A 22,878-nucleotide genomic window follows, 5' to 3' on the forward strand; every position below is an offset into this window, starting at 1 on the left:
TACGACACGGAGCGATGTGTAAATGAAGTGTAAATTACTGTAAAACTTACAGTTCCTTATTCAACTCATCGGTGACGGAGCCTGCGTCGACCCGGAAACGACGCTCGGCAGGGAAGTCGGGGACGTCGGCGCCGACCGCGGCGGTGATCAGGACCTGCTCGGCGTCGGCGACCGCGCCCGCGAGGCGCTCCCGACGCGACGTGTCGAGTTCGGCGAACACGTCGTCGAGGACGAGCACCGGTTCGACGCCGTCGTCGCGCACGAGCATGAAGCCGCCAAGGCGCAGCGCGAGCGCCAACGACCACGACTCTCCGTGCGACGCGTAGCCCTTCGCGGGCAGCGCGCCGATGCGGAGGTCGACGTCGTCGCGTTGCGGCCCGACGAGGGTGACGCCGCGCTGGATCTCGTCGCGTCGACGCCGCTCCATCGCGTCGAGCAGTTCCCTTCGCAGACCCTCGCGGATGTCGTCGGCCTCCCGGGCGCGGTTGACTTCGAGCGCGGTCTTGTAGGTGGCGGTGACCTGGTTGTTGACCGGGGCGATGGTCTCGTACGCGCGCTGGGCGTGAGGGAGGACGTCTGCGAGCGTGTCGAGGCGGGCGTGAAGGAGCTCCGCGCCGATCGCCGCGAGCTGCTCGTTCCACACCTGGAGCGTGACCTCCTCGTCACCTCCGCTTGGTACGCGAGACCGGCCGGACATCGCCTTTAGTAAGGCATTTCGCTGCTTCAGGACGCGGTCAAGGTCCTGCCGGACGCCTGCCATGCGCGGCCAGCGCGTGACGACGAGCGAGTCGAGCCATCCGCGTCGGTCCGACGGGTCGCCGCGCACGATGGCGAGGTCCATGGGCGAGAAGACGACGGTGCGTAGCGCGCCGATCAGGTCGCGCGGACGCTGCAGGGGTGCGCGGTTGAGGCGAGCCACGTTGGACCTGCCGGTGGTGACCTCGAGCTCGAGCGTGATCAGGCGCGGGTCGTCGCGACCCGCCTGGACCCTCGCCCGCAGCACGGCCGACTCGGTCCCCGCACGGATCAGCGGCGCCGTCGAGGACACCCGGTGCGACGACATCGTGGAGAGGTACTCGACGGCCTCGACAAGGTTGGTCTTGCCCTGCCCGTTGGCGCCGACGAACACCGTCACGCCGTCGCTCAGCTGGAGCGTCGCGCTCTCATAGTTGCGGAAGTCGGTAAGCGACAGCTCCGTCACGAACATCGGTCACCTAACTGCTGGTTGAGCCGGACCGATCACCACTGGTTGAGCCGCCGCACGAGGCGCCAGCCGAGTCCGGCGTGATCGCGCTTCGCGCTGCAACGCCTTCCTTGGCCTCGGCAATCGAGCAAGCTCGATTGCTCTCAGCCTTCGTCGGCGTGTCGAAACCAATGAGCTGTTGGCAGTCCATGGAAATGCGCCAGTTCATTGGTTTCGACACGGGCGCTCGTTCCTCGCGGCCCGGCTCAGCCAGCGTGAATCAGCCAGCGTTCTCGACCGGGAGGCGCATCAGCATGATCACGTGGCGGTAGTCGCCGAGCGGGTCGGCGTCGATGCTTGCCAGACCCATGATGAGGCAGGGCTTGCCAGGAAGCGTGAACGAGAAGTGCGCGAACGGAGCGTCGACAGCGGTCAGGGCGTCGAGCAGGTAGTGCGGGTTGAAGCCCGCGTCCGTGATCGACTGCTCGTCGCCGACGATGTCGACCTGCGCCTCGAGCGCCTCAGAAGCCTGCGCCTGGTCGCCGGTCGCGGCCTCGAGAGTGATGTGGTCCTCGTTGATGCGCATCCGGAGCGGGGTGTTGCGCTCGGCGACTAGCGCGACACGCTTCACAGCGGCGAGCAGGTCCGCCGTGGACACGCGCACGGAGACGCTCGCCTGCACGTCCATCAAGTGGCGCACCTTCGGGAACGACTGGCTGAGCAGGCGCGTTGTCGCCTCCCGCGAGCCCTTCGCGCCCTCGCCGATGAAGCCCGCGAGGCCCTCGCCCTCGGACTCCGTGGTCGACAGCGAGATGGTCACCGTCTCGCCGCTGGTCATGGACTTCGCGGTGTCAGCAAGCACCTTGCCGGGCACGAGCACGCTGCCCTCGACGTCCGGCCGTGCCGGGTTCCAGGTCAGCTCCTTGAGCGCCATTCGGTAGCGGTCGGTGGCCAGTAGGGAGAGGTGTTCGCCATCGATCTCCACCTTCACGCCCGTGAACACGTTCAGCAGCTCGTCGCGGCCGGCGGCGACGAAAACCTGGCCGACGGCGCGTTCGAACTCGGCGGCATTGACGACGCCGGTCTGGGTGGGCATGTCCGGCAGCGTCGGGTACTCCTCGACCGGCAGCGTCTGCAGCGTGAACCGCGCCTGGCCGCAGGTCAGCTCGACCCTGCTGTGGTCGGCGTTCAGCTCGACGGGCTTGTTCGGCAGCGAGCGCGCGATCTCGTTCAGCAGCCGACCGGACACCAGCACGGTGCCCTCGTCGGTCACGTTGGCGGGCACGGTGACCTTCGCCGACGTCGTCGAGTCGAAGCTGCTGAGCGTCAGCCCGCTGGCGTCGGCCTCCAGCAGCATCCCGGCGAGGATCGGCGCCGTCGGGCGGCTGGGGAGGCTGCGCGCCACCCATGCCACCGCATCGGACAGCGCGTCTCGCTCAACTCGAATCTTCACGAGGTTCCCCTTTGAAAGTCGGTATCGCCCAGCATCATAGCCGGGGTGTCGGTGATCATTCGACGGCGATCGAGTCGATGACGCTCGCCCGCGCCGCCCTGCCTGCCGGTCCGACCGCGGCGATCACGCCTGCGAGGGCCGCGCCGACGACGAACAGCCCGAGCAGGGCCCAGGGCACGCTCACCACATCGACGCCCGTCTCATCGAGGAGCGAGGCAAGGGCAAGTCCTAGCGCAAGCCCGAGCAGGACACCGAGCGCGGCGCCGAGCAGCGCGACGATCACCGCCTCCAACGTCACCATGCGCCGGAGTTGAGGCCGGGTGAGGCCGACGGCGCGCAGCAGGCCGACCTCGCGCGCCCGCTCCATCACCGAGAGGCCGAGCGTGTTCACGATGCCCAGCACCGAGATCACGATGGCCAGCGCGAGCAGCGCGTAGATGGCGCCGAACAGCTGCCCGAATTGGTCGACGCGGGCCTGGGCGAACTCCGCGACGTCCGAGACGGCCGCCGTCGGGATGTCCGCGACGACGTCCTTCAACGCGGCGCGCACGGCCTCGCGGTCGGCGCCGTCGGCGAGGAACACGGTGAGGCTGTGGATGCGGGAAGCGTCGGTGACCTCCGCGAACGTCTCGGGGGTGACGACGACGTCGCCGAGGCTGGGCGTGGAGCCGCCACCCTGGATGCCGGTGATCAACACCTGGATCTCGCCGACCGGGCCACTGATGTCGACGATGCGACCGATGGCAAGCCCCTGGTCGCGGGCGAGATCCGACGACACGAGCGCGGGCAGGGCGTCGCCGTCGGCGTGCAGCGATCCGGCGGTGACGCGCAGGCTGCTGCCGCGCTCGAGGGCCTCCGCGGACGCCCCGCCGAGCTGGATGTCCGCGTCGCCGATGCGTGCGGGGCCACGGAAGAACGGGTAGGCCGCGGACACGCCGTCGATCTGCTGGACGGAGGCGACGATGCGGGCGTCGAACGGCTCGTAGCCGACAGGGGCGATGACGAAGTCGCCACGCTGGTCGGAGGTGAGGCGGCGCTCTACGGAGGCGGTGGTGCTGGCCGCGACGATGGCGACGGTGGTGACGAGCGCGACGCCGATCATCAGGGTCGCCGCCGTGGCCGCCGTACGGCGCGGTTGGCGTACGGAGTTGAGTTCGGCGAGCCGCCCGACCTCGCCGAACACCCGACGGAACACCCGGCCGCAGGCCCAGACCAGCGGCCGGCCGACCGCTGCGGTGGCGAGCACGGCGCCGACGAGCAGCAGCACGGCCCCTGCGCCCAGCCAGACGAACGGGGCGTCGATGGGCAGCAGCACCGCGCACACCACGCCCGCCGCGCCCAGCTCCATCAGCCCGATCCCGACGTACTGCGTCGCCCCCTGCCGCTCCGGACCCTTGTCAACGGCGGCAAGGGCCTCGACGGGGCGGGTGGAGGACGCGCGGCGCGCCGGCGACAGCGCCGCGAGCAGCGTGATGACCACCCCGACGGCGTACCCGGCGGCGGTCGCCTGCCAGCTGATCTGCGGGGTGACCGGGCCGAGGTCGAGGCCGAAAGCGCGCATTCCGCCGAGGATCGACCAGGCGAGGCCGTAGCCGACGACCAGGCCGATGGTGGCACCGATCACGCCGATGACAAGCGCCTCAAGCAGCACGGAGGTCAGCACTTGACGTCGCGTGGCGCCGACGGCACGCAAGAGGGCGAGTTCGCGGGCGCGCTGCGCAATCAGGATGGAGAACGTGTTGAGGATCAGCAGCGACGCGACGATCAGCGCGATCCCCGCGAACACGAGCAGCAGGATGTTGACGAAACCCAGCCCGACGTCGAGTCGTTCCGCGGTGTTGTCGGCGAGCCGCTCGGCGGTTGTCGCCTCGAAACCGTCGGGGAGGACATCGTCGACGGCGGCGGCGACGCCGTCGACGGATGCGCCGTCGGCGACCTGGAGCCACATGCCGGTGTAGCCGTCGGCGCCCTTCGCTGCGATGGCGCGGGCCTCGTCGAGGGTGAAGAACAGGTAGCTGGAGCCCGCGGTAGCGCCCGCGCCGTAGGTGCCGGTCCCGACAAGCCGGTAGCTGCGGATGCCGTCGAGCGGGGTCGCGACGCGGACGTCGTCGCCGATGGCGTGCCCGCCGCGCGCGACGGTGGCGGGGTCGATGACGACCTCGTCGTCGGCCGCGGGTGCGCGCCCGTCGACGATGCGCGGCCCCGTCTGGCCGCCAGCGGCAGGGGTGTCGTGCCAGTTGGTCGCCACTCCGGGGGTGCCGGGGAAGGCGAGCAGCGAACCGTCGGCAGCTAGGGGGAACACGCTGTAGCTGGACACGATCCCCGTCGCACGGGCTACTCCCGGGACGGCAGCGATGGCGTCGGCGTCCGCCTGGGTGAGCAGCCGCGGTGTGGCGAGGGCCTCGATCCCTGCACCTTCGGCGATCACGTTGACGTCGCCGAACGAGCCCTTCAGCAGGGAGTCGAGGCCGTCGCGCAGCATCGCGGTGAACATCAGCGAGCCTGCGACGAACGCGACGCCGAGCACGATGGCAAGTGCACTCAGCGAGAGCCGGATCTTGCGTGCCCAGAGGGACTTCCACGTGGCGCGGAGCATGCGGTCAGTCCAGGAGTGCGCGGCGGGCGATGGAGCGTTCGGCCGTGCTCTCGATGTCGTCGAGCCAGTCCTCGCGGCGCGCCGGAACAGCTCCGCCGTCGCGGTAGATGCCGACCGGCGCTGGTTCCTCCAGCGTGAACGGCGATGGGTAGAGCCGGGCCATGGCGCTCAGCAGGTCCGCGTGGGAGGGGTTGCGCAGCTCGTCGACGATGCGACCGTCGGACAGGAAGACGGTGCGGTCCGCGTAACTGGCGGCGTGCGCGTCGTGCGTGACCATGACCACGGTCTGGTTGAACTCGTTGACGCTGCGGCGGAGGAAGGTGAGGACCTCGGCGGCGGAGGTCGAGTCGAGGTTGCCGGTGGGTTCGTCGCCGAAGACGATGTCGGGCCGGTTCATCAACGCCCGCGCGCATGCCACGCGCTGTTGCTGCCCGCCGGACAGCTCCGACGGCGTGTGCGTCAGCCGGTCGCGTAGACCGAGGACGTCGACAATGCGGTCGAACCACTCCTGGTCGACGGCCTTCCCTGCGATGGACAGCGGCAGGAGGATGTTCTCGCGCGCCGTGAGTGTCGGCACGAGGTTGAACGCCTGGAACACGAACCCGACGCGCTCGCGGCGGAGTTTCGTGAGCGGGGTGTCGGCGAGCGAGCCGACGGCCGTTTCGCCGATCCAGACCTCACCCGCCGTCGGGGTGTCGAGGGCCGCCAGGAGATGCATGAGCGTCGACTTGCCGGAACCAGAAGGTCCCATGATCGCGGTGAACTCGCCTTGGACGATCTCGAAGTCGACGCCGTCCAGTGCCGTCACGACGGCGTCGCCGGAGCCATAGGTTTTGGTGAGGCCCTTGCCCCGAGCTGCGACGATCACGCGCCCCACCGTACACATGTGTCTCCGAGGCGGTCCGGGCGGATCGACCCGCGTCTTCGCTCCATCAACTTCCGGCGGTTCTCGATGCTCATCCGTCCCCTACGCGCGCATCTGCATGCTATTTGGCCCTCTCCTCACGGCCACGCACGCCCATCTGTCGGGACGCCCGCGCCCCGGACAGGAGAGCTAGCACCTCGACGGACGGTCGAGTTGCCCACAAGGGTGACTTTGAGTTCTTTTCAGGTAGATGTCTTCTAGAACTAGTAGTAACGCCTGTTGACGGCGTGGATAACCGATGTAAACCGTTGTCAGAAGCGAATCAGGCCTGTGGACCGCCTGTGGACGAACCGAAAACTACACGTGGAGGATTTGTGGACGGTTCTCAGGTTCGAAGTTGTCCACAGCTCCGTCCACACCCGTGCCCGGAGGGATATCCCCACCGCTGTGGACACCTGATCCGGCGTACCGCTGGTTGAGCCGCGCGGCGAGGAACGAGCGCCCGTGTCGCGCCGTACTGAGCCGACGCGAAGGGCGGAGCCCCGCGGTCGTGTCGAAGTGAAACCAATAGACCGGCACCTGGTTCATGAACGCGAGTCCGTGAAGCCGGCGCCGGTTCGTTGGCTTCGACACGCCGACGAAGGCTGAGAGCAATCGAGCTTGCTCGATTGCCGAGGCCAAGGAAGGCGTTGCAGCGCGAAGCGCGATCACGCCGACCCGGCTGCGCCTCGTGCGCCGGCTCAACCAGCGGTGGGGCGGCCTACGACTGCTTGATCTGGTTCGTCAGCTCCGTGACCTGGGTGTAAAGGGCACGATCGACGCCGATCTTCTCGCTGATCTTGCGGACGGCATGCAGCACCGTCGAGTGGTCACGGCCACCGAACTTGGCGCCGATCTTCGGCAGCGACAGGTCCGTCAGCTCCCTGCAGAGGTACATCGCGATCTGGCGGGCCGACGCGATACTTGCTACCCGGCTCGAGCCGGTCAGGTCGTCGTGCGAGATGCCGAAGTATCGCGCGGAGGACTCCATGATGGTCTCGGCGTCGACGGGCGAGGCGTCCTGGGGCATGAGGTCGTTGAGGACCTCTTCCGCGAGAGCGACCGTCATCTCCTGCTGGTTGAGGCTCGCGAGCGCCGCAACCCTTGTCAGCGCGCCCTCAAGCTCGCGGATGTTCGTCGGGATGCGCGACGCGATCAGTTCCAGCACCTCGGAGCCGGCGGTAAGGCGCTGCGAGGCGACCTTCTTCCGGAGGATCGCAATGCGCGTCTCGAGGTCGGGCGGCTGAATGTCGGTCATGAGACCCCACTCGAACCGTGAACGCAGCCGGGGTTCCAGTGCCTCCAGCAGTTTCGGCGGCCGGTCGGACGTCATCACGATCTGCTTCTGCGCGTTGTGCAGCGTGTTGAACGTGTGGAAGAACTCCTCCTGCGTCTGGATCTTCGACTCCAGGAACTGGATGTCATCGACAAGCAGGACGTCGACGTCGCGGTACGAACTGCGGAACTCGGCCGTCCGGTTGGAGGAGATCGCGTTGATGAAGTCGTTGGTGAGCTCCTCCGTCGACACGTACTTGACCCGGAGCTGCTCGTAGTAGGAGCTCACGTAGTGGCCGATGGCGTGGAGGAGGTGTGTCTTGCCCAGGCCGGAGGGGCCGTAGATCATCAGCGGGTTGTACGACTTGCCGGGCGTCTCGGCGACGGCAGCGGCGGCGGCGTGCGCAAAGCGGTTGGATGATCCGGCGACGAACGACTCGAACGTGTAGCGCGGATTCAGCCGGAGTTCCTGCGGAAGGGTGCGCGGAAGCATCGGCTGCGGAGGGAGATCCGTCGGTTCGGGGGCCTCTACGACCTCCTCGAGCACCAGATCGGGGTTGATCATGACGGCGAGGTACATGGGTTGTGCACAGATCGCGCTGAGCTTTTCCTGGACCTGGGCGCGGAGTTTGGACTCAATCCTGTCGCGGGTCGTCTCATCGGCGACGGCGAGCATCAGGGTGCTGCCGTGTATGTCGAGAGGTTGCGTTCGCCGTAGCCATGCGCGACTTGCGAGATCGACAGAAGAGACGACGTCGTTCCACAGCTTGCCTAGTTCCGGCGTCGGCGAGTCTGTCACGTGTCCTCGCTTCCCAGACGGCCAGCCGCGCCCCCGCCTCTATAGTTTCGTCACCCTTCCACAGGGTTGTCCACAACAGGGTATAACTATGACGCACACGCCCCTTCGCGCCACTGCCTTGTGGACAACCTCAGCGCAAGATACGAAGCTAGTGGCCCTGGGGGCACCTGCGCAAGGTGGATGTCGCGGGTCGACGGCGTGTCGGCTGGACTACACGCGTGTAATTTGCTTAGTTCGCCAGTTCACCCGGCGTCGGTTTGGTTTCCCTGGGCCTTGCCGCGTATCGTTGACCAGTCGCTGTTTACGGCGGCCACTTCCCCATGCCCTACCCGGGCAGCTGTCAACTCTTCGAACAAGAGGGAGTAATCCCAAGTGAGCAAGCGCACTTTCCAGCCGAGTAATCGCCGCCGCAGCCGCACCCATGGCTTCCGCGCCCGCATGCGCACCCGCGCCGGCCGCTCCATCCTGAGCGCCCGTCGTCGCAAGGGCCGCGTCGAGCTGTCGGCCTGAGCTGAAGCCTCGTGCTGCCGGGCCCACACCGTCTGAAACGGCCGAGCGACTTTGGCCAGGCCGTCAGACGTGGTGCCCGGGCGGCGACGCCTACCGTCGTGGTGCACATGATCCGACGGAACGACCAAGATCCACCCGAGTTCACCCGGGTGGGTTTTGTTGTCTCCAAGAAGGTCGGCAACGCCGTCGAGCGCAACCGTGTCAAGCGGCGGCTCCGGCACTTGTCCGGCCAGTTCGACCTATCGTCCCGGCGCGACGTCGTGGTGCGCGCACTGCCGGACGCATCGTCGCATCCCGAGAGGCTTGCCGACGACCTGGCCTCGGCCTGGCGACGAGCGACGGCGAGGGCCGCCGCATGAAGCATCTCCTGATCTTGTTCGTCAAAGGCTGGCGGAAGTTCATCTCCCCCGCCTACGGCGACGTGTGCAAGTTCCACCCCACCTGCTCCGAGTACGGGCTGAAGGCGTTGGAGGTGCACGGTGCGGCCAAGGGCAGCGCGCTGATCGCGAGGCGCCTGATTCGATGCCACCCCTGGTCGATGGGTGGCGTCGACTATGTACCCGAGACGCCCGAAGCGGCGGCCTGGGCCCAAAACGTTGAAAATGAATCCGGGGACCTTCGTCCCCGAATGAGCGCTGAGGTGGCTTAAGTGGTCGATCTTTTCGTGACGCTGAGTATCTGGGACTCCATCATGGCCGCGGGCTCCGCGCTGATGCAGCCCCTCTACTGGGCAGTCTCCGGTGTCGTGGTGTTCTTCCACTGGCTGTTCACGCCCTTGCTGGGCGCGGAGTCGGGCTGGAACTGGACGCTGTCGATCGTGATGCTGACAGTGACGATCCGCACGATCCTCATCCCGCTGTTCGTGAAGCAGATCAACTCCGCGCGCGACATGCAGATGCTGTCGGGCAAGCAGGCGGAGCTGCAGAAGAAGTTCGGGCACGACCGGGAGCGCCTCGGTCAGGAGACGATGAAGCTATACAAGGAGGAGGGCGTCAACCCGATGGCCTCCTGCCTGCCGCTGCTGCTGCAGATGCCTATCTTCATCGCGCTGTTCCGCGTGCTGGAAGGTGTGTCGTCAGGTCACGTCCGTGGGTACTTCTTCCGTGAGAACCCGCAGCTGGTGGAGTCGCTGCAGAATGCGACGATCTTCGGCACCGTGAAGCTTGCTGACCGCACGTTCCCGTTCGAGACCTTTGGCATGACGCAGGTCGTCGGCGTGTTGCTCGTGATCTTGATGGTGGGCATCTTCTTCGTGACTCAGCTGCAGTTGACGCGCAAGAACATGCCGCCGGAGTCGCAGACCGGCCAGGCTGCGCAGATGCAGAAGATGATGCTGTACTTCTTCCCCGTCGTGTATGCGATCTCGTCGGCGGTGCTCCCCATCGGTGTGCTGGTCTACTGGCTGACGTCGAACCTGTGGACCATGGCGCAGCAGGGTCTTTTGATCCGCAACAACCCGGCGCCGAACACCCCGGCGTTCATCGACTGGGAGGAGCGGATGCTCGCGAAGGGCAAGGACCCGCAGGCGATCATCGAGGCGCGCAACGAGAAGCGCCGTCGCTCCAAGAAGGGCTCGGCGAACAAGCCGGGTCCGGCGGCGCCCGCCGCCGACGGCGAAGTCCCGAAGGTTGTGCGGCAGCAGGTGACGCGGCAGACCGTTCGGACGAACGAGGACGGCAAGCAGGTCGTTCAGCGGCAGCAGCCGAAGTCGCAGAGCCGCTCGGCGCGCAAGAAGAACTAACAGGAGCGGTCCGCCGCTGGCAGCGGCGGACCTCGATCCGGACAACGATCAACCCCCGCCGTCGATCGGGCGGGCTCAGAGAAGAGGATGACTGGCATGTCGAACGAGACGGAAGCCGCGCTGCTGGCCGAGGGCGACCTTGTCGCCGATTACCTTGAAGAGCTGATGGACATCGCTGACCTCGACGGTGACATCGAGAACTCCGTGAGGGACGGGCGGGCGCACATTGCGATCGACACTGATTCCGAGTTGCTCGTCGGCAAGGACGGAGAGGTGCTCGATGCGCTGCAGGAGCTCGCGCGCTTGGTCGTGATGACGGAGACGGGCCACCGTTCGCGGCTGATGCTCGACGTCGCCGGCTACCGCGAGCGTCGACGCGCCGAGTTGGTTGCGCTGGCGAAGGACGCTATCGCCGAGGTCAAGGAGACCGGCGACCAGGTCCGTATGGCGCCGTTGAACGCGTACGAGCGGAAGATCGTTCACGACGAGGTTGCCGCCGCGGGCTTGGTGAGCGAGTCCGAGGGCGAGCCCCCGCACCGCCGCGTCGTCGTCCGCGCGCAGTAGCCGCGGCCACAGAGCGCGTACGCCAACTACCCCGCTGGTTGAGCCGGACCCGGGTGCGGAGCGCCGGGTCCGTGTCGGAACCGAATCACTCACGGCTTCTCTGTGAACGTGAGCTGGGTCTGTGGGGGCGGTCCGGGCGGTACGCCAACCGTGGCTCACTCACTCCCGGGACGCCGGTCCTCGTGGCGCAGCGGAGCCTCGTTCGTTCAGTTGCTTGCGTTCTGGGGCTAGAGGGGCTTGGTCGGTGAGTGCCTCTGAGTGGGGGCCGTACGGAGCGCCGGAAGTGCGTCGCGCCGTACTGAACCGACGCGGCGGGCGAAGCCCCCGCGGTCGTGTCGAAGTGAAACCAATGAGTTGGCACACGACCCTAGTGCCCCGCGTCCGAAGCTCGCTGCGCTTTCCGGTGCTCCAGCGGCGCCTCGCTGCATTCTCCTCGCTCGACGAACGACCAACATAACGCCGAAGACCTCGAGAGCCCAGCTCATCCCGCCTGGTACGTCCTCACTCGGCACCCCATTGATCAGTACGTCCCTAGGATCGGTTCCCGTTCCGGACGTCGTCGACGGTGCGCGCAACGAAGCACTGGACATGATGAGATGTACGTCTGTGAGTGAAGGTGGTCCATCCATGCAAGAGGTTGATCCGAGAGGCGTCGCCGACGAGACGTCCGAGGCGGAACTCGAGGCGCAGGCCCAGGAGAGCATCGAAGCTCTGTATCCGGATGTGGGTCAAGAGTTAAACCAATATATCGACATACTTGCAAATCGAGGTATGGAGTGGGGTCTGCTCGGGCCACGGGAGGGCGGCCGGCTATGGCAGCGCCATGTGGCGAACTCCTTGGCGCTGGTCGACCTCATTGGTACAGGCCTCGATATCGCCGACGTCGGCAGTGGAGCCGGTCTTCCAGGACTGCCTTTGGCGATCGTCCGCCCGGACCTTCGTGTGACCCTCATCGAACCATTGCTGCGGCGTTCTAACTTCCTACAGTTGGCTGTGGATGAACTCGGTCTCGGCGACCGGGTCGACGTGCGCCGTGCGCGGGCTGAAGAGTGCAAGCAGACTTTCGACGTCGTGGTCTGCCGCGCCGTTGCCCCACTTGACAAGCTCCTGAAGTGGACGACCCCCCTCTTCGGCGGCGGACAATTGGTCGCGCTGAAGGGTGAGTCGGCGGAAGATGAAATTAGATCGACGTCTAAGAAGCTGGCGGCTTCCGGTCTCCGGGCGGAGGTCCTCGAGCTTCAGGTCGCACCGGGAGTCGGCCGTACGCGCGCCATCCGGGTCGTCGCCAGGAATGGTTGAGACGACACCGCCAAGCGGCGCACATCGTCTCCGGACTGATTGACGAGCCGGCGGCTACCGCTGGTTGAGCCGGGCCGTCGCTGGTTGAGCCGGACCGTCGCTGGTTGAGCCGGACCCGGGCGCGAAACGCCGGGTCCGTGTCGAAGCCCAATGAACTGGTGCACGTTCCATGGACTATCAACAGCCTGTTGGTTGTGACACGACAGAGGGCTTCCGACCATCCTGTCCGTTCAGTACCGAGACGAGCGGCTCGTTCCTCGTGGCCGGTCTCTCAACCAGTGGCGTCCGCTAGTTGAGACGCTGGACGGGCATCGCGGACGGCGGTCCGGGCACCCACAGGTCGGCTAGTTGTCCACGGACTTATCCACAGATCGCCGATTTAGTCGGGAAATGGCGTCCGTGTATTCCATAACGCTTGTATGCCGTACGTATACGTGCTTGAGTGCGCCGATGGCTCCTTCTCTGTCGGTTCGACCCGGAGCCTGGGTCCCCGTGCGTCCGAACACGTGGTCGGGCAGGACGCGAAGTACACACGGAGTAGGCGCCTTGTGCACCTGGTCTGGGCCGAGGAATTCGACCGCGTCGATGACGCGTACTTCTTGGAGAAGCAGGTGCAGGATTGGTCCAGAGAGAAGCGCGTTGCGCTGATCGAGCGCAGGTATGCGGACGTTCCCGCGTTTTCGAAGCGTGGCCGTCGGGTCGAGATCGCGGTGATCAGCGCGGCGGTTAGCCTGCGTCCTGGCCGGGTACCCCCGGGTGGTTGAGCCGACGCGCGAGCGCTACCGAGCCGTTGTGATCGCGCTTCGCGCTGCAACGCCTTCCTTGCCCTCGACCTTCGTCGGCGTGTCGAAACCGTTGGGCTGCGGCTGTTCTGTGGACTGTCCTCAAGCTTCTGTGGCTGTCCATAGACTGGCGTCAGTATGTTGGTTTCGACACGCGCGCTCGTTCCTCGCGGTCCGCCTCAACCAGCGGTGGTCGTCGTCCCGCTGTCGCGGCTCGGTTCGTCGGAGGGACTTTCGCTGGTTCAGCCGACGCGCGAGCGCTAGCGAGCCGTCGTGTCGAAACCAACGAACTGGCACACGATCCCTTGACTTTACGGTCGGGAGACGGCGGTGTCGGTGCCGAATGTGGTTGCCTGAGGTGGGTATGAACCCGTTTCACGTGAAACGGGGCTTTTCCGAGCCGACCACGAGTGTCTGGTTCGGCGTTGTTGGTGGGCTTCGGTAGAGTCAGAGACCGAGTCGAGGAGGCATGGATGGCGCTGTTCTTTCGGAAGCGGAAGCCTAGTGTGGAGGAACCGTGGAAGGATCACAACAGCGTTTCACGTGAAACGGCCGGGCAGCCGCGTCGGGCGATGCAACCCGATGACTGGAGCATCGACGACGAGTACGGCGACGAGATGGTTGTCGTCGACAGTGGCTACCCACAGCTTCCCCGGCCTTCTGGGCCCCGAATCTTTGTCGTGGCTAACCAGAAGGGCGGCGTCGGTAAGACGACCACGACAGTAAACATCGCCACAGCGCTAGCGCTCGGTGGCCTCAACGTGCTCGTCGTCGACAATGACCCGCAGGGGAACGCATCGACCGCGCTCGGCGTCGATCATTCGCCCGGCTCCAAGGGTACCTACGAGGTTCTGATGGAGGGCGTCGGAATCATTGAGCACGCTCAGCCGTCTCCGCACTCGCCGAACCTCCATGTTCTTCCTGCGGCGATCGACCTGGCTTCAGCCGAACTAGAACTCGTGACTGAACGCGGCCGCGAGCATCGGATGCGAGACGCGATTCACACCTACATCGCCGAAAGTGGCGTTGACTACGTGTTCTTCGACTGTCCACCGTCGCTGGGCTTGCTCACGCTAAACGCTCTCGTGGCCGCTACAGAGATCCTGGTTCCGATCCAGACGGAGTACTACGCGCTGGAAGGCGTGAGTCAGCTGATGCGCACGATCAACCGCGTGAAGGGCAACCTCAACGACGACCTGGTGCTGAGCACCATACTTCTGACCATGGTCGACAACCGCACGAACCTGTCGCGGGAAGTTGCCGACGAGGTACGCAAGCACTTCCCCGTGCAGACGCTGGACGTCGAGATCCCGCGGTCCGTCAAGGTCGCAGAGGCGCCGAGCTTCGGTGAGTCCGTCGTGACGTATCAGCCAAAGTCTGTGGGCGCCGTTGCCTACGTGGAGGCGGCGCGCGAGATCGCGAACCAAGGAAAGGGCAAGTGATGGCGACGAGGCAGAGTGGCCTGGGCCGCGGATTGGGAGACCTGTTTGCACGGACCGACGACGAGACGCCGGCGGCGCTCGGCGACGGCTCACGCTTCGCGGAGCTACCGGTCGACGCGATCGCGCCGAACCCGCAGCAACCGCGTACGGTCTTCGATGAGGACGAGCTCAGCGAGTTGGCGGAATCGGTACGCGAGTTCGGCGTGCTGCAGCCCGTCGTCGTCCGCGAGTCGGGGCGCGGTCAGTACGAACTCATCATGGGCGAAAGGCGACTGCGTGCCTCAAAGCTCGCGGAACGCGCGACCATTCCCGCGATCATCCGCGGCACCGATGACACCGCGCTGCTCCGCGACGCGCTCCTGGAGAACCTCCACCGCGCGAACCTGAACCCGATCGAAGAGGCGCACGCCTACGGCCAGCTGCTTGAAGACTTCGGGTGCACGAAGGAGGAGCTTTCCCAGCGTATCCACAGGTCTCGGCCACAGGTTTCGAACACGCTACGGCTCCTGAACCTCCCTCCGCGCGTGCAGAACAAGGTTGCTGCCGGCGTCATCTCTGCCGGTCACGCCCGTGCGCTGCTGGCACTGGACACGGCTGAGCAGCAAGAGCACCTGGCCGAGCGCATTGTTGCCGAGGGACTCTCCGTACGCTCGACCGAGGAGATCGTGGCATTGGGGAAGCGCGCCGTCGGCGCGGGCCTTGCTCCGGTGCATCCGCGTGCACCTCGTCAGCCGTCCGAACGCGAACGCGAGCTCTCCGGGCATCTGAGCGATCACTTCGACACACGTGTCCGGGTGAACATCGGCCGAAGCAAGGGAAAGATCACGATCGAGTTCGCGACCGGTGACGACCTGGACAGGATCGTCGCGATTCTCGATGGGCGGACAATCTGACAAATCAATACATCGCTACAGAGGTACATCGATATGTCGATAAATAGGTTTACGGTTAAGAAGAGAGAGCGATATGAGTGACCACGCGGAGAGTGTCGGCTTCGACGTCGAGGACGTGCCAGGCATCAAGGCGGCCTTGATCCGCTACCGCGTCATGGCCTGGGTCGTCGGGCTCCTGCTTGTCGTACTGATCTGTGTCGGCATGCCGCTGAAGTACATCTGGGGCGACGGCCGTGTCGTGATGTGGACCGGCATTCCCCACGGCTGGCTGTACATGGTGCTCCTGATCACCGCCTACGACCTCGGCCGTCGTGTGAAGTGGTCGCTGAAGTGGTTCCTCGCCATCATGCTCGCCGGCACCGTGCCATTCCTGTCCTTCGTCGCCGAACACTACGCAACGAAGAACGTGCGGGCCAAGGTCGCCGTCTTCGCGCGCTGAACCGGCAGCGCGCTGCTCGACCTGCGGCGAATAGGACGTGTGTCTTGGGCGTATCAGACCGGGGGACCGCGCTACGCCAGTGGCCTTGATGGGCGCCAACCAGCGCCGATAGGTTCCCCTCCATGAAGGTCTTCAGCTTCGTTGTGGGTGCACTGGTCGTCGTGGCCTACGCGCGTGGGCGTCCTAGCCGATGATGGCTGGCTGTGACGGCGGTCAGCCGGTGGTGGCGATGCGCTCTCGTTGACGCTCGTCTTGCTTGGCGAAGCCGCGGGCCGCGTAGATGCCGAAAGCGACCGCACCCGCAGCGAAGACCCACCACTGCAGGGCGTAGCCGCGGTGGGTTGGCGAGCCTTCCGCCTCGGGAAGGACCAACGGCGCCGCTGTCAGGCCCTGGGCTACCGAATCCGCCGATGACAAGGTGAGATATCCACCGATCAGTGGTGATGGCCATGTCTGCGCCAGCTCCTGCACCCGTAGCGTGGGATGGTCCGGAGCGCCGACGTGGTCGCCGGACGAGTTCGGCCCGCCAGAAGTATCGGCACCGGCCTTGTCTGGCGCCAGGAACACGCCGACGAGGCTCTGCTCACCGGTGGGCGGTGCGGGCGCCGACGATCCCGGCTCGACGGCGCCTCGCACCACCGCGACCGTGCGGCCGTCCGTCAGCCGGAAGGCCGTCGCGACCCTCCAGACGTCGCATTCCACGGTGCTTCCCGTTGCGTCACGGCAGGCCTTTCCCTCCTCATTCGTGACGCCGACCAGGACCTGATGCTCCGGCAGATATTCGCCGGTCACCGTCACGCGGCGGGCGTAGACATCTTGAACGGTGCCGTCGGCCGACACCTGGTCGGCAAGCGCGATGGGTGGCGCCGCGGCACGCTCCGCGGACACATCGTGCGTCGACTCCTCGTACGACGCCATCTGCCACAGCCCCAGCAACAACATCACGCCGGCCACGACCACGCTCGCCAGAATCGCAAGCGTCTGCTTGGCCCAGACCGACATCAGCTGCTCCTCAGGTTGCTTGTCGGTGCCAGTTTATTGGCTCCGCGCACTGCCCAAACGCAGCGGTGGTCAGCTGGCGGCGGCTAGATCCACCAGTTTGGCGAAGACCTCGCCCAGGTCTCGGTTGGCGGCCTCGAAGGCCAACGGGGCAAGTGACGTCTCCGTCATGCCCGGCGCGACGTTGCCCTCGATGAACACCGGACGCCCGTCGGCGACGATCAAGTCGAAGCGCGACACGTGCCGCAGGCCCAGCGCGGTGTGCGCCGCGACCGCCAGCTCACCAGCGGCGGCGAGGACCTCGTCGGGGAGCTCCGCCGGTGTGACGAATCGGGTGGCACCCGCGGTGTAACGCGACTCGTAGTCGTACACACCCGACAACGGACGGATCTCGACCGCCGGCAGCGCCGTCGGGCCGTCGCCGTCGTCGAGCACCGTGATCGCCACCTCGACGCCATTGATGTACGACTCGATCACCGCAACGGGGCCGTACGCGTAGGCCGCGACCAGCGCACTGGGTAGGCCCGACGGGTCGGTAACCTTCGTCACGCCCAGCGCCGACCCGCTCCGCGACGGCTTCACCATCAACGGATAGCCGATGCGTTCGCCGAGGCCCTCCATCAGCGCCGGCGCGCCGAGGTCGCGGAAGATGTCGTGCGGCAGCGCGACCTGGAGCGGTGTCTCGATGCCCGCCGCGCGGACCACCGGAGTGGCCACGGACTTGTCGAACGTCAAGCGGGAGGCTGCGCCGTCGGGACCGACGAACGGAACCCCGAGCACGCTGAGCACCTCCCGCAGCGCACCGTCCTCGCCGAGGCCGCCGTGCAGCATCGGCACCACGACAGGGTCCGGCGTGCGCCGCAGCACGGACACCAAGTCTGCGTTGACGTCGATCTCGACGACCTCGCGGCCGACGTCGCGAAGAGCCTGCGCCACCCGGCGGCCGCTGCGCAGTGACACGTCCCGCTCGTGGCTCAACCCACCTGCTATCACGATGATGGTCATCATTCCTCCTTGTCAGGCGAGGTTAGCGCTAGGGCCGGGGCGGTTGTCGTGCAGGGTCGGCGAGTGGTGCACGCCGAAGGTGTTCATGACCTCGAGCTCGCGGCGGACGACGTCGGCGAATCGCCGCACACCCACCTCGATCCGGTCAGGAGGCGGGAAACAGAATGAGAGCCGGACGTTGCGAGCACCCTGGCCGTCGGCATAGAACGCGTGGCCGGGCACGAACGCGACGCGCGCATTGACGCCGCGCGGGAGCATCGCCTCGGAGTCCAGGCCCTCCGGCAGCGTGACCCAGACGAAGAACCCGCCTGCGGGATGCGTCCACGTCGTGCCCGCGGGCATCTCGTCGGCCAACGCGCGCAGCATCGCGTCGCGACGCTCGCGGTACATGTCCTTGAAGACGGTGATCTGGCCCTGCCAATCGTGGTTGGCTAGGTAGTTCGCGATGGCGAACTGGCTGAACACCGGCGGGCACAGCGTGGCCGACTCCTGCGCCAACACCAGCTTCTCGCGCACCGCGTGCGGCGCCAGCACCCATCCGACACGGAATCCCGGCGCGAACGTCTTCGAGAACGACCCCAGGTAGATGACGTTCTCATCAACAGACCGCATCGCGGGAACAGGGTCCGCATCGAGCGACAGCAGCCCGTACGGGTTGTCCTCGACGACGATGACCCCCTCCGCCTCGCACGCCGCAAGCACCTCGAGGCGTCGCGCCCACGGCTGCGTCACGCCGGACGGGTTGTTGTAGTTGGGGATCGTGTAGAGGAACTTCACCTTCTTGCCCTCGGCCCGCAGCCGTGCAGCGGTCTCCCGCAGCGCGACGGGGTCGATGCCGTCGACGTCCGACGGCACATGCACGACCTCGGCCTGATAGCTCAGGAACGTGCCCAGCGCCCCGACATAGGACGGCGACTCGGCGAGAATCACATCGCCCGGGTCGCAGAAAATGCGTGTGACAAGGTCCAAGCCCTGCTGCGATCCCGCGGTGATGGTGATGTCGTCGGGGTGCGCGTGGATGCCCTCCAACGCCATCACGTCGACGATCCGTTCCCGCAGCTCCGCCTCGCCCTGCCCGGAGCCGTACTGCATGACCTGCACACCGTTGGTCGCGATCATTTCCTCAAGCGAGCCCGCGATCTCCGGCAGCGGCAGGTCCTTGATGTTCGGCATGCCACCGGCCAGCGACACGATCTCCGGACGGTTGGCGACGGCGAACAGAGCTCGGACGGCGGAGACCCGCATGCCGTTGGTGCGCTCTGAGTAGCTGTCGACGAACCGGTCGAGCCGGGTGTCGTGTCGGTGTAGCTCGGTCACTGTCCTTGCCTTTGGCGTCGGAGCGCACGGCTTTCTGCCGCGCGGCGGTGGGTTCAGAGTAGCCCCCGGGGCCGCACCGCCGTGGTGGTGTTCGGCTAAGGGGTGAGGGCGGTGGTGAAGTCGTTCAGGCGCTCGCGTACGTCGCCGACCTCGGCGTCGGTGAGCGACACGATGAGGATGCCGGTGCCGTCGACGACTTTCCCGCACGCGGGCAGCGTCGTGTCCGCGGAGACACCGCAGCTGACCCCCTCGAGAAGCTCGATGACGCCGCCTTCGGGATGCTCGATGCCGGCCGCGGCCAGGAAATCGGCGACATCGGACTCGGGGAACGTGAGGAGCAGCACCAGCTTGTTGGTGCCGTCGGAGTAGTCGGCGCGCACGATTCGCTGATTGGCAGGCGCAGGCCCCTCGCTGGTGGTGAGCTCGCCGCGCACGAAGTCGCCGACCTGCACCGGCGGATCCATCAGCAACGCCGGCTTGGGGGTCGGCGTCGGCGTCGGCTCCTCAGGCGTGAACCCGCCGCCCAGCGCGATCCCGATCACCACCGCGGCCACGATCAACAGCGCAAGAAGTCCCAGGCCGCCGTACTTCACCGCGGGGGGTAGCGGCGCCTTTCGCGCACCCTCCGGGGCGACGGGCCGCCACTCGCGGGGCTCCTCGGACTGATCGTTGCTCATCAGATCAGCTCGTTGATGGCCTTCTTCAGCGCGTTCTTCGTCTTGCCGCCGGACAGCGACTTCTCGACGCGCCCGCCCTGGAAGAACTGCAGCGTCGGCAGGGAAAGGACTCCCTGCGCAGCGGCGAGGTTCGGGTTCGTGTTGGTGTCGACCTTCACGAACTTGACCTCACCGAACTCTGCCGCCAGCTCGTCGAGGATGGGGCTCATCTGCTTGCACGGGGCACACCAGTCGGCCCAGTAGTCAACGACGACAAGGCCGTCGGCCATCAGCACCTCGTCGACGAAGGTCTTCTCCGTCACGTCGATCACTGCCATGCGCGTTCTCTCCTTGGAACTTGGTTGGGGACCGAGTCTAGAACCTTCGGCCGACAATCCCATCGCTGTGCCTGTGGGGGGGGCTTATTGGTTTCGACTCGCCGACTCGGCTGGCGCGCAGGGCGAAGCCCGCCGTCGTGGAAGTGAAACCAATGGATGTGAGTCAGTCGTCGAGGGCGGCGAGGTAGCGTTCGGCGTCGAGGGCGGCGGAGCAGCCACTGCCGGCGGCGGTGATCGCCTGGCGGTAGGTATGGTCGACCAGGTCGCCGCAGGCGAAGACCCCAGGGATGTTCGTGGCGGTGGTGCGGCTCTCGACGAGGACGTAGCCCGCGTCGTCGAGGTGGATCTGGCCCTGCACGAGCGCGGAGCGGGGTCGTGGCCGATCGCGATGAACAAGCCGTTGACCGGCAGATCGCGCTGCTCGCCGGTGAGGGTGTCCTGCAGCGTCACGGACTCGACGGAGCGCTCGCCATTGATGGCCACGACCGTGGAATTCCACGCGAAGTCGATCTTCGGGTCGCGCATCGCGCGCTCGATCATGATCTTCGAAGCACGCAGTTGGTCGCGTCGGTGGATGACGACGACGCTGCTACCGAACCTGCTGAGGAACGTCGCCTCCTCGAGCGCCGAGTCGCCGCCGCCGACGACCGCGATGGGCTTGTCGCGGAAGAACGCGCCGTCGCATGTCGCACACCACGACACGCCGCGGCCGGACATGCGCTCCTCGTCGGGCAGTCCGAGCTTCCTGTAGCCGGATCCCATGGCCAGGATGACGGCGCGGGCGCGGTACTCGACGTCGTCGGAGTCCTTGACCACCTTGATCTCGCCCGTGAGGTCGACGGCAGTGACGTCGTCGGTGATGAGCTCGGCGCCGAAGCGCTCCGCCTGGGCGCGCATGTTGGTCATGAGGTCCGGGCCGTCGATGCCCTCGGGGAAGCCGGGGAAGTTCTCGACCTCCGTGGTGGTCATCAGCGCGCCGCCGGCGTCGAGTGCGCCCTCGAACACGAGGGGCTTCAGGTTGGCGCGGGCGGCGTAGACGGCCGCGGTGTATCCGGCGGGGCCGGAGCCGATGATGATGACGTCACGAATCTCAGACATGGGTTCCTCTCAGACCGGTACATCCTAGGCGCTCGCGGACGGCGCCCCGTACCCGCGTCGGACCTCGCGCGCGGTCGGCTACTTCGCCAAGCGAACCGATCCGACGCTACTTGGGCGTTTTGGGAGAGATCGCTCCCAATAGAGCCAGTTACCGGCCGATCCGTTCGGGGCGTCGGGTATCCGGTGGAACCGGGGGATCACCCCGATGCCGCGGTGGCCGAGTGGGCGTAGGCTCGGGTCCATGAATCAGGATCTGTCGCGCGAGGACCTCCACGCCGCACTCGGCGTGCGGCAAGAGATGGGAGCGGAGATCGAGCCTGCGCTCGTCGACTCCCTCGCCGCGAAGGTCGAGGCGACGGTGCAGCGCCGCTACCAGGCGGAACTCGCCGCGCTGCAGCAGCGCAACCAGGCCTCGCAGACGGGTCAGGGCTCGCGGATCACCATCGGCATCGTGTCGTTGGTGATGTCGATCCCGCTGACCGCGATCGCCGCCAGCTACGCCGGCTTCTTCGGCATGCTGCTCGTCTGGACCGGCATCGTGCTCGTCAACCTTGCGTTCGCGCTGCGCCGGAGTTAGCTCTGACCAGCCAGTTGGTTGCGACACGCCGACGTAGGATGAGAGCAATCGAGCTTGCTCGATTGCCGAGCCAAGGAAGGCGTTGCAGCGCGAAGCGCGATCACGACGACTCGGCTGGCGCCTCGCGCGTCGGCTCACCCAGCGTCAGCGCCAGGGGCTGCGGTAGCCGAAGACCTTGTCGACTTCCGCGACCGGGACGTCCTCCAGGGTCGCCCACCGCCAGTGCGGATCGTTGTCCTTGTCGATGAGCAGAGCGCGGACGCCCTCCGGGAAGTCGACGGGGAGGACGGACTCGGCCAGGCGTAGGTCCTGGTTCAGGACCTCGTTCAGCGTCATCTTCCGGGCGTGATTCAGCGCCCTCAGCGCGACGTGCACCGCGAACGGCGACCGGGCGCGCAGGTCGACGGCCGCCTGGCGGGCGCCGTCGGCGGGGTGGTTCTCCAGCGCGTGGGCGATCTCGACCGGGTCGTTCGACTGGTAGCACTCCTCGATCCATGTGTGATCGGCGTCGAACAAGGGGGCGGGGAGCGGGCCGTCGGCGGACTCGTCGGCCAGGTTCATCAGCAGCGCATCGCCGCCCGTGAAGGTGGACGACGTCAGCGCCACGTGCCGCCCCACGGCGCCTGCGCGGGACAGCTGGTGCATGATCCCCGCGTCCGGGAAGAAGCCGATCTTGGTCTCCGGCATCGCCATCACCGTGTCGGCGTAGACGACGCGGCGGTCGACGTGCGCGCCGATTCCCAACCCGCCGCCCATCGCGATCCCGCGGAGGAGGCTGGTCACCGGCTTCGGATAGTTCGCCAGCATCATGTCGAGCGCGTACTCGCCCTCGAGGTACCGCAGCCAGGGGCCGCCGTCGCCGACGATCTTGGCCAGGGCCCGCACGTCGGCGCCGGCGCAGAACCCACGATCACCGTTGCCGGCCAGTTCGACGGCGGTGACGGCGTCGTCGTCGCGCCATGTGGTCAGCGCGGCGTAGATCGTCGACATCATGTCGCCGTCAGGGCG

The 22,878-nt window shown here is 66.6% G+C and carries 22 protein-coding genes and 1 pseudogene; 11 read left to right on the plus strand and 12 right to left on the minus strand.

Annotated elements, in window-relative coordinates:
• Positions 1 to 46: 46 nt before the first annotated feature.
• From recF to dnaA, 5 genes are all read right to left on the minus strand, one after another.
• On the minus strand, positions 47 to 1,207 hold the full coding sequence (gene recF / locus IPJ61_RS14310; RefSeq protein ID WP_297108856.1) for a DNA replication/repair protein RecF: 1,161 nt from the start codon (positions 1,205 to 1,207) through the stop codon (positions 47 to 49).
• A gap of 256 nt (positions 1,208 to 1,463) precedes the next feature.
• On the minus strand, positions 1,464 to 2,636 hold the full coding sequence (dnaN, locus tag IPJ61_RS14315) for a DNA polymerase III subunit beta (RefSeq protein WP_297108859.1): 1,173 nt from the start codon (positions 2,634 to 2,636) through the stop codon (positions 1,464 to 1,466).
• Between the two features lie 55 nt (positions 2,637 to 2,691).
• Positions 2,692 to 5,232 carry an ABC transporter permease gene (locus IPJ61_RS14320; protein ID WP_297108862.1) on the minus strand — a complete coding sequence of 847 codons (2,541 nt, stop codon included), beginning with the start codon at positions 5,230 to 5,232 and terminating at the stop codon, positions 2,692 to 2,694.
• A gap of 4 nt (positions 5,233 to 5,236) precedes the next feature.
• The gene (locus tag IPJ61_RS14325) at positions 5,237 to 6,118 is read right to left on the minus strand and encodes an ABC transporter ATP-binding protein (RefSeq protein WP_297108866.1); all 882 of its coding nucleotides are present in this window, start codon (positions 6,116 to 6,118) and stop codon (positions 5,237 to 5,239) included.
• Between the two features lie 739 nt (positions 6,119 to 6,857).
• Positions 6,858 to 8,210, minus strand: coding sequence for a chromosomal replication initiator protein DnaA (gene dnaA, locus IPJ61_RS14330; protein ID WP_297108870.1), 1,353 nt, complete (start codon positions 8,208 to 8,210; stop codon positions 6,858 to 6,860).
• Between the two features lie 372 nt (positions 8,211 to 8,582).
• Between dnaA and rpmH the strand changes: the two genes are divergently transcribed.
• From rpmH to IPJ61_RS14380, 10 genes are all read left to right on the plus strand, one after another.
• On the plus strand, positions 8,583 to 8,720 hold the full coding sequence (rpmH, locus tag IPJ61_RS14335) for a 50S ribosomal protein L34 (protein WP_077686880.1): 138 nt from the start codon (positions 8,583 to 8,585) through the stop codon (positions 8,718 to 8,720).
• A gap of 11 nt (positions 8,721 to 8,731) precedes the next feature.
• Positions 8,732 to 9,079 (plus strand): ribonuclease P protein component, encoded by a 348-nt coding sequence (gene rnpA, locus IPJ61_RS14340; RefSeq protein ID WP_297108878.1) that lies wholly within the window; start codon positions 8,732 to 8,734, stop codon positions 9,077 to 9,079.
• The gene (gene yidD / locus IPJ61_RS14345) at positions 9,076 to 9,369 is read left to right on the plus strand and encodes a membrane protein insertion efficiency factor YidD (protein ID WP_297108881.1); all 294 of its coding nucleotides are present in this window, start codon (positions 9,076 to 9,078) and stop codon (positions 9,367 to 9,369) included. The genes rnpA and yidD overlap by 4 nt, the downstream gene beginning before the upstream one ends.
• A complete protein-coding gene (yidC, locus tag IPJ61_RS14350) occupies positions 9,370 to 10,461 on the plus strand; it encodes a membrane protein insertase YidC (RefSeq protein ID WP_297108884.1) in 1,092 nt (363 codons plus the stop codon). It begins immediately after the preceding gene.
• An 87-nt stretch (positions 10,462 to 10,548) separates the two neighbouring features.
• Positions 10,549 to 11,025, plus strand: coding sequence for a Jag family protein (locus IPJ61_RS14355; protein WP_366505698.1), 477 nt, complete (start codon positions 10,549 to 10,551; stop codon positions 11,023 to 11,025).
• 627 nt (positions 11,026 to 11,652) lie between these two features.
• The gene (gene rsmG, locus IPJ61_RS14360; protein WP_297108889.1) at positions 11,653 to 12,324 is read left to right on the plus strand and encodes a 16S rRNA (guanine(527)-N(7))-methyltransferase RsmG; all 672 of its coding nucleotides are present in this window, start codon (positions 11,653 to 11,655) and stop codon (positions 12,322 to 12,324) included.
• Between the two features lie 419 nt (positions 12,325 to 12,743).
• Entirely contained in the window at positions 12,744 to 13,088 is a 345-nt protein-coding gene (locus IPJ61_RS14365; RefSeq protein WP_297108894.1) for a GIY-YIG nuclease family protein, read from the plus strand.
• A gap of 635 nt (positions 13,089 to 13,723) precedes the next feature.
• Positions 13,724 to 14,548 (plus strand): ParA family protein, encoded by an 825-nt coding sequence (locus IPJ61_RS14370; protein WP_297110942.1) that lies wholly within the window; start codon positions 13,724 to 13,726, stop codon positions 14,546 to 14,548.
• Positions 14,548 to 15,441 (plus strand): ParB/RepB/Spo0J family partition protein, encoded by an 894-nt coding sequence (locus IPJ61_RS14375; RefSeq protein WP_297108897.1) that lies wholly within the window; start codon positions 14,548 to 14,550, stop codon positions 15,439 to 15,441. The genes IPJ61_RS14370 and IPJ61_RS14375 overlap by 1 nt, the downstream gene beginning before the upstream one ends.
• 73 nt (positions 15,442 to 15,514) lie before the next feature.
• Positions 15,515 to 15,880 (plus strand): DUF3817 domain-containing protein, encoded by a 366-nt coding sequence (locus IPJ61_RS14380; RefSeq protein ID WP_297108900.1) that lies wholly within the window; start codon positions 15,515 to 15,517, stop codon positions 15,878 to 15,880.
• Positions 15,881 to 16,093: 213 nt separating this feature from the next.
• On the opposite strand, the gene IPJ61_RS14385 is transcribed toward IPJ61_RS14380, so the two are convergent.
• The 6 genes and pseudogenes from IPJ61_RS14385 to trxB all read right to left on the minus strand — a co-directional run bounded on the left by IPJ61_RS14385 (position 16,094) and on the right by trxB (position 21,293).
• Complete coding sequence (locus IPJ61_RS14385; RefSeq protein ID WP_297108903.1) at positions 16,094 to 16,882, minus strand: SURF1 family protein; 789 nt, start codon at positions 16,880 to 16,882, stop codon at positions 16,094 to 16,096.
• A gap of 69 nt (positions 16,883 to 16,951) precedes the next feature.
• The gene (locus IPJ61_RS14390; protein ID WP_459251305.1) at positions 16,952 to 17,887 is read right to left on the minus strand and encodes a D-alanine--D-alanine ligase family protein; all 936 of its coding nucleotides are present in this window, start codon (positions 17,885 to 17,887) and stop codon (positions 16,952 to 16,954) included.
• A gap of 9 nt (positions 17,888 to 17,896) precedes the next feature.
• Positions 17,897 to 19,201, minus strand: a complete 1,305-nt coding sequence (locus tag IPJ61_RS14395) for an aminotransferase-like domain-containing protein (protein ID WP_297108910.1) — start codon at positions 19,199 to 19,201, stop codon at positions 17,897 to 17,899.
• A 95-nt stretch (positions 19,202 to 19,296) separates the two neighbouring features.
• The gene (locus IPJ61_RS14400) at positions 19,297 to 19,878 is read right to left on the minus strand and encodes a hypothetical protein (protein WP_297108913.1); all 582 of its coding nucleotides are present in this window, start codon (positions 19,876 to 19,878) and stop codon (positions 19,297 to 19,299) included.
• Positions 19,878 to 20,195 (minus strand): thioredoxin, encoded by a 318-nt coding sequence (gene trxA, locus IPJ61_RS14405; RefSeq protein WP_297108916.1) that lies wholly within the window; start codon positions 20,193 to 20,195, stop codon positions 19,878 to 19,880. Before trxA ends, IPJ61_RS14400 begins: the two co-directional genes overlap by 1 nt.
• A gap of 163 nt (positions 20,196 to 20,358) precedes the next feature.
• Positions 20,359 to 21,293, minus strand: a pseudogene (trxB, locus tag IPJ61_RS14410) (thioredoxin-disulfide reductase).
• A gap of 241 nt (positions 21,294 to 21,534) precedes the next feature.
• On the opposite strand from trxB, the gene IPJ61_RS14415 reads away from it, so the two are divergent.
• The gene (locus IPJ61_RS14415) at positions 21,535 to 21,870 is read left to right on the plus strand and encodes a hypothetical protein (RefSeq protein WP_297108919.1); all 336 of its coding nucleotides are present in this window, start codon (positions 21,535 to 21,537) and stop codon (positions 21,868 to 21,870) included.
• Positions 21,871 to 22,014: 144 nt separating this feature from the next.
• Here the strand turns inward: IPJ61_RS14415 and IPJ61_RS14420 are convergent, their stop codons facing one another.
• Positions 22,015 to 22,860 carry an enoyl-CoA hydratase/isomerase family protein gene (locus tag IPJ61_RS14420; RefSeq protein ID WP_297108922.1) on the minus strand — a complete coding sequence of 282 codons (846 nt, stop codon included), beginning with the start codon at positions 22,858 to 22,860 and terminating at the stop codon, positions 22,015 to 22,017.
• Positions 22,861 to 22,878 lie beyond the last annotated feature (18 nt).

This window comes from Tessaracoccus sp. (assembly GCF_016714275.1).
GTDB lineage: Bacteria > Actinomycetota > Actinomycetes > Propionibacteriales > Propionibacteriaceae > Arachnia.

Coding starts and splice junctions, on each gene's coding strand:
- recF (WP_297108856.1), bottom strand. CDS start 1,207: ATGTTCGTGACGGAGCTGTCGCTTACCGACTTCCGCAACTATGAGAGC.
- IPJ61_RS14320 (WP_297108862.1), bottom strand. CDS start 5,232: ATGCTCCGCGCCACGTGGAAGTCCCTCTGGGCACGCAAGATCCGGCTC.
- IPJ61_RS14325 (WP_297108866.1), bottom strand. CDS start 6,118: ATGTGTACGGTGGGGCGCGTGATCGTCGCAGCTCGGGGCAAGGGCCTC.
- yidD (WP_297108881.1), top strand. CDS start 9,076: ATGAAGCATCTCCTGATCTTGTTCGTCAAAGGCTGGCGGAAGTTCATC.
- IPJ61_RS14355 (WP_366505698.1), top strand. CDS start 10,549: ATGACTGGCATGTCGAACGAGACGGAAGCCGCGCTGCTGGCCGAGGGC.
- rsmG (WP_297108889.1), top strand. CDS start 11,653: ATGCAAGAGGTTGATCCGAGAGGCGTCGCCGACGAGACGTCCGAGGCG.
- IPJ61_RS14365 (WP_297108894.1), top strand. CDS start 12,744: ATGCCGTACGTATACGTGCTTGAGTGCGCCGATGGCTCCTTCTCTGTC.
- IPJ61_RS14370 (WP_297110942.1), top strand. CDS start 13,724: ATGGTTGTCGTCGACAGTGGCTACCCACAGCTTCCCCGGCCTTCTGGG.
- IPJ61_RS14375 (WP_297108897.1), top strand. CDS start 14,548: ATGGCGACGAGGCAGAGTGGCCTGGGCCGCGGATTGGGAGACCTGTTT.
- IPJ61_RS14380 (WP_297108900.1), top strand. CDS start 15,515: ATGAGTGACCACGCGGAGAGTGTCGGCTTCGACGTCGAGGACGTGCCA.
- IPJ61_RS14385 (WP_297108903.1), bottom strand. CDS start 16,882: ATGTCGGTCTGGGCCAAGCAGACGCTTGCGATTCTGGCGAGCGTGGTC.
- IPJ61_RS14390 (WP_459251305.1), bottom strand. CDS start 17,887: ATGATGACCATCATCGTGATAGCAGGTGGGTTGAGCCACGAGCGGGAC.
- IPJ61_RS14400 (WP_297108913.1), bottom strand. CDS start 19,878: ATGAGCAACGATCAGTCCGAGGAGCCCCGCGAGTGGCGGCCCGTCGCC.
- trxA (WP_297108916.1), bottom strand. CDS start 20,195: ATGGCAGTGATCGACGTGACGGAGAAGACCTTCGTCGACGAGGTGCTG.
- IPJ61_RS14415 (WP_297108919.1), top strand. CDS start 21,535: ATGAATCAGGATCTGTCGCGCGAGGACCTCCACGCCGCACTCGGCGTG.
- IPJ61_RS14420 (WP_297108922.1), bottom strand. CDS start 22,860: ATGTCGACGATCTACGCCGCGCTGACCACATGGCGCGACGACGACGCC.